The sequence below is a fragment of the Streptococcus thalassemiae genome (genome assembly GCF_903645285.1).
In the GTDB taxonomy this organism is placed as follows: domain Bacteria; phylum Bacillota; class Bacilli; order Lactobacillales; family Streptococcaceae; genus Streptococcus; species Streptococcus thalassemiae.
Window position 1 is genome coordinate 113,570 of record NZ_CAHJXN010000002.1, and the last position, 13,987, is coordinate 127,556.

General features: G+C 37.6%; 8 protein-coding genes. 4 read left to right on the forward strand and 4 right to left on the reverse strand.

What is annotated here, in order from left to right:
* Positions 1–176 precede the first annotated feature (176 nt).
* A complete protein-coding gene (locus HWX15_RS03155; RefSeq protein WP_175880251.1) occupies positions 177–8,714 on the reverse strand; it encodes a MucBP domain-containing protein in 8,538 nt (2,845 codons plus the stop codon).
* Positions 8,715–8,745: 31 nt separating this feature from the next.
* Here HWX15_RS03155 and HWX15_RS03160 point away from each other — a divergent pair, with 31 nt between their 5' ends.
* The 4 genes from HWX15_RS03160 (at position 8,746) to nusB (ending at position 10,684) form a co-directional block, all read left to right on the forward strand.
* Positions 8,746–8,955: a hypothetical protein gene (locus HWX15_RS03160; protein ID WP_175880252.1), complete on the forward strand. Its 210-nt coding sequence runs from the start codon at positions 8,746–8,748 to the stop codon at positions 8,953–8,955.
* 339 nt (positions 8,956–9,294) lie between these two features.
* Positions 9,295–9,855: an elongation factor P gene (gene efp / locus HWX15_RS03165; RefSeq protein ID WP_000568643.1), complete on the forward strand. Its 561-nt coding sequence runs from the start codon at positions 9,295–9,297 to the stop codon at positions 9,853–9,855.
* Positions 9,856–9,876: 21 nt separating this feature from the next.
* Positions 9,877–10,266 carry an Asp23/Gls24 family envelope stress response protein gene (locus HWX15_RS03170; protein ID WP_175880253.1) on the forward strand — a complete coding sequence of 130 codons (390 nt, stop codon included), beginning with the start codon at positions 9,877–9,879 and terminating at the stop codon, positions 10,264–10,266.
* The gene (nusB, locus tag HWX15_RS03175) at positions 10,259–10,684 is read left to right on the forward strand and encodes a transcription antitermination factor NusB (protein ID WP_000203638.1); all 426 of its coding nucleotides are present in this window, start codon (positions 10,259–10,261) and stop codon (positions 10,682–10,684) included. Before HWX15_RS03170 ends, nusB begins: the two co-directional genes overlap by 8 nt.
* Positions 10,685–10,949: 265 nt before the next feature.
* Here nusB and HWX15_RS03180 read toward each other — a convergent pair whose 3' ends face one another.
* Genes HWX15_RS03180 through accC form a run of 3 tightly spaced genes read right to left on the reverse strand, consistent with a single transcriptional unit; the run spans position 10,950 to position 13,984 of the window.
* Complete coding sequence (locus tag HWX15_RS03180) at positions 10,950–11,717, reverse strand: acetyl-CoA carboxylase carboxyl transferase subunit alpha (RefSeq protein ID WP_173229353.1); 768 nt, start codon at positions 11,715–11,717, stop codon at positions 10,950–10,952.
* Positions 11,714–12,580, reverse strand: coding sequence for an acetyl-CoA carboxylase, carboxyltransferase subunit beta (gene accD / locus HWX15_RS03185; RefSeq protein WP_175880254.1), 867 nt, complete (start codon positions 12,578–12,580; stop codon positions 11,714–11,716). Before accD ends, HWX15_RS03180 begins: the two co-directional genes overlap by 4 nt.
* Before the next feature lie 36 nt (positions 12,581–12,616).
* Positions 12,617–13,984, reverse strand: coding sequence for an acetyl-CoA carboxylase biotin carboxylase subunit (accC, locus tag HWX15_RS03190; protein ID WP_175880255.1), 1,368 nt, complete (start codon positions 13,982–13,984; stop codon positions 12,617–12,619).
* Between the last annotated feature and the right edge of the window lie 3 nt (positions 13,985–13,987).

The window sequence follows — 13,987 nt, forward strand, 5'->3', positions numbered from 1 at the left end:
TCCAGATTAGGAACTATCCGTGAGTTCTCTAGTCTGGAGATTTTTCAATATACTTCGTTATTAGGCGGTTACACTTAAAAAAGCCCTTCCTCTAGGAGTAGAGGAAAGGCTTTTTTCTTGATTATCATAAACTTCAGAATGATAGATAAGCGACTTATTACGCTTTATACCATTTCTTACTCCTTATCATCTTTACGACGTCTTGAAACTAAACCTAAGCCAGTCATTGCGGCTAAAGCTCCAAGAAGGAGAGATGAAGTTGATGATTGAGTACCTGTATTCGGAAGTTCCCGTTTACCATCTACAAATGTTGATTCATTTGAATTCACTATTTGAGTTGATTTATCTGATGTCACTGTTACATCTGAATGATCTGGGGTATCTGATTGTCCAGGAACATCTGGATGATTTGGCTTATCCGATTGTCTAGGCACTTCTGGATGAGAAGGAGTTCCATCATGACTTGGAGTAATCACTTTCTTAAAGATATGGGTTGTTACATTTCCAACTAAAATAGTCTTGACATATTCATAGCCAGTAAATGTTCCCTTATCTTTTGTACCATCTTCTTGAGGTTTTAGAATATTACCTTCAGTATCTTTCCAAACTGTTGATTTACTTTCTTCATTACTTGGAGTTGAAGGTGTTGGTGAATATGGTGTTGAAGAAGATTTCTTAGTATACACATGAATTGTATTTCCATCTTTATCTTTCTTAGTTTCTTTGTAAATATACTCTGGAATGTCTTTCTTATCCTTCGTTCCTTTGTCTGAAGGATTGATTTCTTTGCCTTCTTCATCTACATAACTTGTTACGACTTGACGGTATACATGCCTTGTATTTCCTTTTTCGTCTTTCTTACTTTCTTTGTAAATGTACTCTGGAATGTCTTTCTTATCCTTCGTTCCTTTATCTGAAGGGTTGATTTCTTTGCCTTCTTCATCTACATAAGTTGTAACAACCTTACGGTAGACATACTCAACAGTTGCAACTCCTTCTTTTAATTCTCCTGACTCAGGATCAGATGTTTCAGATTTCTTCACGAATTCATAAACATCTCCGTCAGCAGTTGTAATTGTTGTTGGTTTGTGATCAGTTGTATCGTACTGAGTTCCAACTAAATCACCATTAACATCCATCACTGTTGTAGGAATTTCTTTACCTTCAGATGTACCTGAAATTGATAATCCATTCTCATCTACATAGTTAACAACTACAAATCCAATATGAGCTTCTGGTAATTCTTCTGTAGCATTTTGTAATTCATATACATAAGTGACAACCGATGTTCTACCTTTTACATCTGATTTTTCTGCATCTGAATATTGCGTTACTTTTATAAATTTGTAAACTTTTCCATCAGCTGTTTTAATAGTTTCTGGTTTATTGTCTGTTGTGTCATATGGTGTTTTCACTAGCGACGCTGGAGTATCGATTACTGATTTATCAACTTTAACACCAGTTTCAGTAGTTCCTGATAATGGACGACCAGCTTTATCAATATAAGTAACAATTACATTACCATATTTTTGTTTTGTTTCATGTTCCGGTACTTCTTCATAAACATAAGTAACATTTTGTGGTTGTTCACTTACCTTACCTTTTTCCTCAGCTGAACCTGGTTTAGTTGTTGCAGTAAGAATGTATACTTTACCATCTTTTTCGATACGTTCAGGTTTAAAGTCTGATGTTGAAGTATCGTAATCTGTTCCCACTACAGTATCTTTTGGTTGTACTGTTTGAGTTTCTTTTAATGTAACTCCAGTAGTTGTTTCATAAGATACTGTTACTCCTTGACCTTTAACTGCTCTATAAGTGTAAGTAGCTGTTTGAGGTTGTTCAGTGAAATTAGTTGGAATTTTATCTACTTTTACAAATTCATAAACCTTACCATCTTTATCTGTAATGCGATTTAGATGTTCTAAGTTTACTTTTTCGTTTAGTGATTTCTTACCAGTATTTGTTGGATCTTTGATTTCTTTTCCAGATTCATTAACAAATTTTTGAATAATTTCACCTTTTACTTCAGTGTAAACATAAGTTACAACAGTTGGAGTTTCAGTTACTTTACCATTCTCTTTTGAAGAGCCTTCTTTCACCCCACCATTTTTCTCTACAAGTTTATAAAGTTTTCCATCTTTCGTAATCGTTAAGTCTTTAACAGTTGTAGTATTATATTCATCTCCTGTTGGAACTTGAGATTTCAAGTGGTTATCAGGTTTGATTGATTCACCTGCTTCGTCTTCGTACTTAACAGTCACATCACCATTTTGTAAGGTATACACATAGGTGATGACCGCTGGGGTATCACTTACTTTACCAGTTTCTGGGGCGGAATCTGCTTTGGTCTCTTTCAGTTTATATACTTTGCCGTCTGCTGTTTGAATTCTTGGTTTCTTAACATCTTCTGACGTTGTATCGTAAGCTGTTCCTGTTTCGACACCTTTTTTCAATTCATTTGGTGTTGAAATTGCTGTTCCTGTTTCGTCTTCGTACTTAACAGTTACGTCTCCATTTTCTAAGGTATACACATAGGTGATGACCGCTGGGGTATCACTTACTTTACCAGTTTCTGGGGCGGAGTCTGCTTTGGTCTCTTTCAGTTTATATACTTTTCCATCTTCTGTTTGAATTCTTGGTTTCTTAACAGTTTCTGGCCTTGTATCGTAAGCTGTTCCTGTTTCGACACCTTTTTTCAATTCATTTGGTGTTGAAATTGCTGTTCCTGTCTCGTCTTCGTACTTAACAGTTACGTCTCCATTTTCTAAGGTATACACATAGGTGATGACCGCTGGGGTATCACTTACTTTACCAGTTTCTGGGGCGGAATCTGCTTTGGTCTCTTTCAGTTTATATACTTTGCCGTCTGCTGTTTGAATTCTTGGTTTCTTAACATCTTCTGGCGTTGTATCGTAAGCTGTTCCTGTTTCGACACCTTTTTTCAATTCATTTGGTGTTGAAATTGCTGTTCCTGTTTCGTCTTCGTACTTAACAGTTACGTCACCATTTTCTAATGTGTATACGTATGTGATGACCGCTGGTGTATCACTTACTTTACCAGTTTCTGGGGCGGAATCTGCTTTGGTCTCTTTCAGTTTATATACTTTGCCGTCTGCTGTTTGAATTCTTGGTTTCTTAACATCTTCTGGCCTTGTATCGTAAGCTGTTCCTGTTTCGACACCTTTTTTCAATTCATTTGGTGTTGAGATTGCTGTTCCTGTTTCGTCTTCGTACTTAACGGTTACGTCACCATTTTGCAACACATACTCATAAGTAACTGTTTGTTTTTCTGTAGATACTTTACCTATTTCTGCAGCTGAACCTGTTTTTAATCCATTATTTGCTTCAACAAGCTTATAAACTCGTCCATCTTCTTTTCTTATAGTTGCGTCTTTCGTCGCAGTATAGTCACTTCCTACTTGTCCATTTGTTACTAGTGCTACTGGATCTTTTAGGTTGGTTTCTGTGCCTGCGATGACGTATTTAACTTCGACATTTCCACCTACTTTTGGTGCATACTCATAAACGACTTCTTGTTTCGCTTCTGTTACTTTACCTGTTTCTGGAGCTGAATCTGCTTTTAGTCCATTATTTGTTTTAACTAATTCATAGACTAAGCCGTCTTTTGTAAGTGTGTTTTCTTTCGTCGCAGTGTAGTCACTTCCTACTTGTCCATTTGTTACTAGTGCTACTGGATCTTTTAGGTTGGTTTCTGTGCCTGCGATGACGTATTTAACTTCGACATTTCCACCTACTTTTGGTGCATACTCATAAACGACTTCTTGTTTCGCTTCTGTTACTTTACCTGTTTCTGTAGCTGAACCTGCTTTTAGTCCATTATTTGTTTTAACTAATTCATAGACTAAGCCGTCTTTTGTAAGTGTGTTTTCTTTCGTCGCAGTATAGTCACTTCCTACTTGTCCATTTGTTACTAGTGCTACTGGATCTTTTAGGTTGGTTTCTGTGCCTGCAATGACATATTTAACTTCGACGTTTCCACCTACTTTTGGTGCGTACTCATAAACGACTTCTTGTTTCGCTTCTGTTACTTTACCTGTTTCTGTAGCTGAACCTGCTTTTAGTCCATTATTTGTTTTAACTAATTCATAGACTAAGCCGTCTTTTGTGAGTGTGTTTTCTTTTGTCGCAGTGTAGTCACTTCCTACTTGTCCATTTGTTACTAGTGCTACTGGATCTTTTAGGTTGGTTTCTGTGCCTGCGATGACGTATTTAACTTCGACATTTCCACCTACTTTTGGTGCATACTCATAAACGACTTCTTGTTTCGCTTCTGTTACTTTACCTGTTTCTGGAGCTGAATCTGCTTTTAGTCCATTATTTGTTTTAACTAATTCATAGACTAAGCCGTCTTTTGTAAGTGTGTTTTCTTTCGTCGCAGTGTAGTCACTTCCTACTTGTCCATCTGTTACTAATGCTACTGGATCTTTTAGGTTGGTTTCTGTGCCTGCGATGACGTATTTAACTTCGACATTTCCACCTACTTTTGGTGCGTACTCATAAACAACTTCTTGTTTCGCTTCTGTTACTTTACCTGTTTCTGTAGCTGAACCTGCTTTTAGTCCATTATTTGTTTTAACTAATTCATAGACTAAGCCGTCTTTTGTAAGTGTGTTTTCTTTCGTCGCAGTATAGTCACTTCCTACTTGTCCATTTGTTACTAGTGCTACTGGATCTTTTAGGTTGGTTTCTGTGCCTGCAATGACATATTTAACTTCGACGTTTCCACCTACTTTTGGTGCGTACTCATAAACGACTTCTTGTTTATCCGCTGTAACTGTACCTTGTTCTCCAGCTGATGTAGCTTTATGTCCTTTATATACATAAACTTTCCCATCAGTATCTGTTAATTCTTCACCTGCTACTGGCGCTGTTGAAGTATAGCTTGTTCCAACTTTTAATCCCTTAGCGACATCTGTTGATGGTTTTAATTCAGTTGTTGTACCTTCAATAACGTATTTTGCAACTACATCTCCACCAACTGGGACAAATCGCTCATAGTATACATTTTCAACAATATCACCATTATTAAGGACTTCAGGTGTAATTCTTACTTCATCAATTGCCGCTTTAGCAATATATTGATCATTAACTTTTACTTCTGGTTTTTCCCATTCTGAAGGTGTTGGAGAAGTTACAGACTCCCATTTAGCATTTGCAGGAATTTCCCAATTACCTTCTACCACTCGACCTGTTTCTTTTCCTGTATAAACTTTTCTCGATGCTGTAACAACTTGTTCAACAGGTTGTGAAATCACATTAGTTTCGTTATTTTTTTCTAAATAATGAATAGTTCGTTTAACTTCTTTTGTTTCAGTTACTTCCTTAGCTTCTTCATATAAATAAGTTACTTTCTTAGTGACTTGCTTTTCATATGTTCCCGATGGTGTTGCAGAGGTTGGATCTAACTCTTTATAAATGTAAGTTCGTCCATTTTTAGTCATAACGTCATCTTTATTGGTCGTGTATGGCTCATTTGCAAATCCTTCGGTAGTTCTTCTTGCTTCAGAATCTCTTGGTGATAAATCCAATCCACTAGTTGTATAGTAGCGAGAAATAACTTTACCTCTAATATCTTCTGTTCTAAGACCTACAACATTTGATTCTAACCAAGTATTTGAAGCATTTTTCAAAAATATTTGTGATGTACTTTGGATAAAGTTTGGATTTTGTTGGTCGACTCTAACATTAAAATGATCTACAAAAGGTGTTTCTTTAGTTACTTGATAATCAGATTTGAAAACATATTTTACAGCTGTTACATCTTTCCAATTAGAAATCTGATCTGCTGTTACATATGTCGCTGTAGTTTTATCTGCCACAGTTGAAGTCGTATAAACAACGTCCCATGAATCAGATTTATCAACAATTGGTCCTTCTAAATATGTAACTGCTTCTTTTTTAGGTACTAATACAACTGCCTCTTTAATTTGTTGTGGATTATCTGTTAAGTTTTGAATAGTTGGCGTTAAGGTCACTTCATTTCCATTTACTACATCTATAATTCCTCGAACAACTGGAGTTCCAGGTTTTGAGATACCAAGTGCAGTGTAATACTCAATAACATTTGTAAATTTTACATCAACACTTGCTCTGGATATTGTATTACCACTTTCATGCCCATCAACATAATCCGAATTCAACGAACGATCTCGTCCTTTTAATGTTTGTGAATTACTATTCCAAACTAAATAAGACTCAATATTATAAGTATTACTTTCTACTAATCCATTATTTTCAACTTCAAAAGTTAAAGCCACAGGTCTATATCCCTGCTCTGCCGTTATATTCTCAGAAACATCATATTTCGTTATTCCTAAATCTTTTGTATCAAAAATATATGCTGTTTTTCCTGTGTTTTTATAGTTAGTAATTGTTCTAGTTGGTATTACAGTAGTATATTTTTCTTTTATTTTATCATAATCATATAAAGCTCTACCTTCATTTGGAGTATACACTACATCTGTTGTTAATAATCGATTATCAGTTGTCACACGAAAGTCTTTTAACGGAACTTTAGGATCTGCAAGTAGCATTATTTTCGTTTCAGTTATATTTGGATCCAATTTTGATAGGTTTCTTGTTTGTACACCATTTTCACTTTCATTTAATGATTTAAAATAATCAGTTGCATGATAACTAACAATTACTGGAAGAATTTTTCCTCTAGAAATATCTTTACTATTAACTCCTCTGCCATTCAGTACATTCATTTCGAGTGATAACTCATAAGGTGTTTTATTATGAACAGCTTCTCTAAATTTTCCTGTTTGTGGGCGAACTTCATTAGAAGCTTGAGTTAGATTTTCACTGAAACTTAAATTGATTCGATTTTTATAACTAGTAATTTTATCATCTTCACTTTTTTCTTTCCAACTAGGTACCTTTACATCTAGAAAAGCATTAAATTCTTTAATTTTTATTTTTTCCCCATCTTTATAATACTTGTCTTCAATTCCTGAATGTTCTAACACAAGATGTTGATAGTGTTTGGACGAATCAAGTTTAATGGTAGTTGCCATTTCTTCTGCATTTGAGTACTCTTTAATCAATTCAGGTTGATTTTGCTCATTTATTCCATATAATTTAAATGGTTTTACTAACGTTCCACTTGCATCAGTATAATTAAGAGTTGATTTAGTTCCATTTGCGTTTAACTTAGCATATTTAAAATCTCCTAGTCTAACAGATGTAAAATAATTATCTTTCTGATCTTTCGGAATAAAGTAATTAACAAAATTACCCGAAAAGATTCCCCCATCACCTTTCATCTGAGAATCTTCCAATCTAACCGAAGCCCTAAAAGTATCTGTATCTGATTGATTTGAATATAATTTCTGATTACTAGGAGTCCAAATATAGGTATATAAGCTTCCGATAGTAGAAAGTCCATTTGTGGCATAAACACGAAATGCATTGTTACTTGGTAATTCTTGTGTAAATGTTGAGCCATCTGGTCGATGCCCTACTGCAGTATAAGTAATTGGTGGAAGATACCCTTTAGTCGGTGTAGTATCAATATATTTTTGAATTTCATCAGATGTCGTCAAAACTCCCTTTTTTAATCGTAAATAAAGAGCATAATCATTAGTATTAGTACCTTCACTAACCCCATTCTCTGGTATAAAAGTTGCCACTCCATTTTCCAGTTTCCACCTATCACTACCTCTCATACCTGGAGCTATTTCAAAAATGTCAGGAATTCCACTAATTGTGTAATCATATTTTAACAATCGACCATTCCCGTTATGAGAAGCAGTTCCATTCTCATCTGCTTCTCTATTCCGGATATAGGCTGTATTTGCTGCAATAAAAGGTAATTTGTACGTTGCATTTTCAATAGGCTTAAAAGTACCATCAATAACATTTCCTAATTTCCATTCAGCTTCATGTTTTGTATAGTCAATATATAGATTGCCAAAAATAAAGCTTCCTACTTCTTTTGTACGAGTATCTGATTCTCGATAAAGAATTTCAGATAAATAATCAAACGTTGCAGTTATAGTCTTAGAAACCGTATAATTATCACCAGTTCCTAATTCTACAGTAATAGGAAGTCGATCACCATTACTTGGAGCGTTTTTTATAGAGGTACCAACTCGCAATATCATCTCACTCTCTGCAACTGTTCCACCTGTCATAGGATTAAGACTCAATTCATAAATATAAGCAGCCTCTGTTGATTTATCTTCTACTTTCTTAACAAATGTAGAGTGTTTAAATTCTGGTTGCGATTTTGAATGTAAAAATTCTTTCGGAACTGTAATACGAACTTTTCCATCAACAACCGTTTCATCAGAGGATGCAGAGTAAGTTATAGATACTTTTTGATAACGACTCCCATTCCCTTCATTTGCAACAGGAATTTGTTTTTCTGTTGGTCCATTATGACTATCAAAATGAACATCTCCGGATATAGCTTGGCTTGTAACTCCCTCTCTAAAGCTTACTCCTTCTTCCATCTTTTTGCCATTACGACTATCTTGATTTTTATTTTCTTTAGGTGTTTCTTCAGCTTTAATTGATTTTAAGATAGAAGTTAATGAGCTGATTTCTTTAGCTTTTTTATCAGCTCCTGACTGTGTTGCATCCAAAGTGCCTAAATATTGCTTAGCTTCTGCAACGAGTTTTTCGGCATTTTGGATTTGAGAAGCTTGTTTTTTATTTCCTCGGATACGTTCAATTTGAGCTTCCAAATCAGCTAATTTCGTTTGCAAAAGAGATAAATTGATAGATGGTTTTGTCTCAGTTGCTTCTGCAGTGTTAGTATGTTCTGAAACTGCTGAAGCTTGTTCAGCTTCTTTTTCATTTTCTTTTACAGGTGTCGCTGGCTCAGCTGACTTTTCTTCATTTATTTTTGGTTGCTCAGCTAACTCTGATGTTGTTTCACTATCTGATTTTGACTCAGAGACAGTTCCTGCTTGCGTATTTTCTTGAACTTGGTTTAGTCCCGTATCAGCATCCTTTGTTACTACCGCTTCGTGTTTCTAGCGAGGCAGCTCATTATCGTATTATCTGCCCGATAGATCTCTTAAATTCAATCGATTTTAATCATTTCAAACGATGATCTTTGTTCTCGATAATTAAGAATTTGCCACTTATATATATCGACTGTACATACTTCGTATCATATTTCAAAGAAATTTTTAAGATATTTACTGATAAATTTCATTAAAAAATATAGGTAAATATTTCCATTATCCCACCTCCAACTTTCTTTTTCATTCCTTTTATGGTAGAATGAAGAGTAATAATATTTATTAAAGAGGTAAAAACATGATTGAAGCAAGCAAATTGAAAGCTGGTATGACATTTGAAACTGCAGACGGAAAATTGATCCGCGTTTTGGAAGCTAGCCACCACAAACCAGGTAAAGGGAACACAATCATGCGTATGAAATTGCGTGATGTCCGTACTGGTTCTACATTTGATACAAGCTACCGTCCAGAAGAAAAATTCGAACAAGCTATTATCGAAACTGTTCCAGCTCAATACTTGTACAAAATGGATGAAACTGCCTACTTCATGAACACTGAAACTTACGACCAATACGAAATACCAGTCGTAAATGTTGAAAATGAGTTGCTTTACATCCTTGAAAACTCTGATGTGAAAATCCAATTCTACGGAACTGAAGTAATCGGTGTCACTGTACCAACTACTGTTGAATTGACAGTCGCTGAAACACAACCATCTATCAAGGGTGCTACTGTTACAGGTTCTGGTAAACCAGCAACTATGGAAACTGGACTTGTTGTCAACGTTCCTGACTTCATCGAAGCTGGACAAAAATTGATCATCAACACTGCAGAAGGAACTTACGTTTCTCGTGCCTAATCTCTAGAAAGAGGTCATTCTATGGGAATTGAAGAACAATTTGGCGAAATCGTTATCGCTCCACGTGTACTTGAAAAAATCATTGCCATCGCAACTGCTAAAGTTGATGGTGTCCACTCATTTTCAAATAAATCCGTATCTGACACCCTATCAAAACTCTCTCTTGGTCGTGGCGTCTACTTAAAAGAAAGCAACGAAGAGCTAACTGCTGACATCTACCTCTATCTTGAGTACGGTGTGAAAGTACCAAAAGTTGCTCTTGCTATTCAAAAAGCGGTCAAAGATGCTGTCCGTGATATGGCTGATGTGGAACTTACTGCTGTCAATATTCACGTTGCGGGAATCGTTCCAGACAAAACACCAAAACCTGAATTGAAAGATCTATTTAACGAGGACTTCCTCAATGACTAGTCCATTATTAGAATCTAGACGCGAACTTCGTAAATGTGCTTTTCAAGCTCTTATGAGCCTTGAATTCGGCACAGATATGGAAACAGCTTGTCACTTTGCCTACACACATGACCGTGAAGATGCTGATGTGCAAATCCCAGCCTTTCTTCTAAACTTGGTTTCTGGTGTTCAAGCTCAAAAAGACGAGTTGGATAAACAAATCAACCAGCACCTCAAGTCAGGCTGGACAGTTGAACGCTTGACCTTGGTCGAAAAAAACTTACTACGCTTGGGTATCTTTGAAATTACATCATTTGATACACCTCAGCTAGTAGCAGTCAATGAAGCCATTGAACTCGCCAAGAATTTTTCAGATCAAAAATCAGCCCGCTTTATTAACGGACTACTTAGTCAATTTGTAACTGAAGAAAATGAATAATCAAAAAGGTGTTTGGTCTTCCAAGCACCTTTTGACTTTCCCCTCTGCACAGAGTAAGAACCACATAAAAACTAGAACTGGCAGTCAGTTCTAGTTTTTGCGTATTCTAAAGAATTATACTCAATGAAAATCAAAAAGCAAACTAGGAAGCTAGCCGTAGGCTGCTCAAAACACGGTTTTGAGGTTGTGGATAGAACTGACGAAGTCAGTAACATATATACGGCAAGGCGAAGCTGACGTGGTTTGAAGAGATTTTCGAAGAGTATTAGTATTTTCTAAATCGTTGATAACGTTCTTCCAACAGCTCTTCTAGCGGTTTTTGTGAAAGTCTAGCTAGCTCAGCTTGAAGTTCTCTTTTGACATTCTTAATCAGTTCCTTACTAGAAAGTCCTGCTTCAGAAATCACTTTATCCACCACGTCCATTTCTAATAACTCGTGTGAAGTGATTTTCATCAACTCTGCTGCTTCCATGGCACGACTGCCGTCCTTCCATAGAATGGAAGCAAAGCCTTCTGGACTGAGAATAGCATAGATAGAATTTTCCAGCATCCAGACACGGTCTGCGACTGCTAGAGCCAGAGCACCACCTGAACCACCTTCACCGATAATGATAGCGATAATAGGAACTCTCAGATCACTCATTTCCATGAGATTGCGAGCAATGGCTTCTCCCTGTCCACGTTCTTCCGCTCCCACACCAGGATAAGCACCTGCTGTATTGATAAAGGTCACAACTGGACGGCCAAATTTTTCAGCCTGTTTCATCAACCGTAGGGCCTTGCGGTAGCCTTCTGGATGCGGTTGACCAAAATTCCGCTTGAGGTTATCTTGTAAACTCTTGCCTTTTTGGATACCAACCACTGTTACAGCTTGATCTCCAAGCCAGCCGATACCACCAACAACTGCACCATCATCACGAAAAGAACGGTCACCATGTAATTGGATAAATTCATCAAAAATGCCTGTCGCAAAGTCCAAAGTTGTCAAGCGACTCTGCTCACGCGCTTCTCTGACTATTTTTGCAATATTCATCTGGGACCCCCTCCGTGCAATCTGACTAGACTAGCAATCGTATCTGGTAAGTCTCTTCTTTTGACAATAGCATCCACAAATCCATGCTCCAATAGGAATTCTGCCTTTTGGAACCCCTCAGGCAAGCTTTCACGAACCGTATTTTCAATGACACGACGCCCAGCAAAACCAACCAAGCTCTGTGGTTCAGCCAGAATAATATCCCCTTCCATAGCGAAAGAAGCTGTCACACCACCTGTCGTTGGATCTGTCAAAATGGTCAGGTAAAAGAGACCTGCATTTGAATGGCGTTTAACTGCTGCAGAAATCTTGGCCATCTGCATGAGACTCATGATTCCTTCCTGCATACGGGCTCCACCAGAGGCTGTGAATAGGACAACTGGCAATTTTTCGACAGTCGCATACTCAAATAAGCGAGTAATTTTTTCACCTACAACTGTACCCATAGAAGCCATAATAAAGTTGGAATCCATAATCCCAAGAGCTACAGTCTGACCTTTAATAAGAGCAGTTCCTGTCACAACAGCTTCATCCAGCCCTGTTTTTTCACGCATAGCTGCTAGTTTCTTTTGATAACCAGGGAAATGCAAGGGATCCTTGCTTTCAATCCCTGTAAACAATTCCTTGAAGGTTCCCATATCAATCGTCAAAACCAAGCGTTCTTGGGCAGAAATACGAAAGGTATAGCTACAGTGCGGACAGATACGCTCACTTCCCAGATCCTTCTGATAGATGGTATGCTTACAGCCTGGACACTTAGAAAATAATTCATCTGGAACCTCTGGCTTGGCTTGAGGTTTTTCCCTAACCGAACGATTGGGATTGATTCGAATATACTTATCTTTTTTACTAAATAGAGCCATTGATTCCCCTTTTCGGTTTAAACTCTTGAAGTCATTTTATTCTTTTTCTTGATATTTAGGTAAGAAGGTTTCCATCAAGAAGGAAGTATCGTAATCTCCAGCAATGACATTGCGATCTGAAATGAGGTCAAGCTGGAAATCTGCATTGGTCTGCACTCCTTCTATCTCTAATTCATAGAGAGCACGTTGCATTTTCATCAAGGCATCAAAACGATTTTCACCGTGAACGATGATTTTGGCAATCATACTATCATAATAAGGCGGAATGGTATAACCTGGATAAACTGCTGAATCCACGCGTAAGCCAACTCCACCACTTGGCAGATAGAGATTGGTAATCTTACCTGGACTTGGAGCAAAGTTAAAGGCTGGGTTTTCTGCATTGATCCGACACTCGATGGCATGGCCTCTTAGAACAATATCTTCTTGCTTCACAGACAGGGGCTGACCTGCCGCAATGCGAATCTGTTCCTTAACGATATCCACGCCTGAAACAAATTCTGTTACTGGATGTTCCACCTGCACACGAGTATTCATTTCCATGAAATAGAAGTTTCCACTGGCTTCATCAAGTAGAAACTCAATAGTCCCTGCATTCTCATAGCCAACAGACTCTGCCGCTCGAACAGCAGCAGCACCGATTTCATGACGTAGCGTTTTTCCGATTGCAATCGAAGGACTTTCTTCTAAAACCTTTTGGTTATTTCGTTGAAGAGAACAATCCCGTTCCCCCAAGTGAATCACATTTCCGTGTTCATCTCCTAGAATTTGAACCTCGATGTGACGAGCTGGATAGATAACCCGTTCTATGTACATGGCACCATTGCCATAATTGGCCTTGGCTTCGCTAGAGGCAGTTTCAAAGGCTGAAACAAGGTCTTCTGGTTTTTCAACCTTACGAATCCCTTTACCACCACCACCTGCTGAAGCCTTGAGCATAACAGGATAGCCAATTTTTTCAGCAACAATCAAAGCTTCCTCAGAGTTATGCACTTCTCCATCCGAACCTGGAATAACTGGCACGCCTGCTTTGATCATCTGAGCGCGCGCATTGATCTTATCCCCCATCATATCCATGACATGACCAGATGGACCTATAAACTTGATTCCTACCTCTTCACACATGGTCGCAAATTTGGAATTTTCACTGAGAAACCCAAAACCGGGGTGAATGGCTTCTGCCTCAGTCAAGACTGCAGCTGATAGAACCGCATTGATATTGAGATAAGACTCAGTTGCCTTACCAGGACCGATGCAAACAGCCTCATCTGCCAAAAGCGTATGAAGGGCTTCCTTATCAGCAGTTGAATAAACCGCCACCGTTGTAATCCCCAATTCACGCGCTGCACGGATAATACGAACCGCAATTTCACCACGATTGGCAATTAAAATTTTTCGAAACATGGA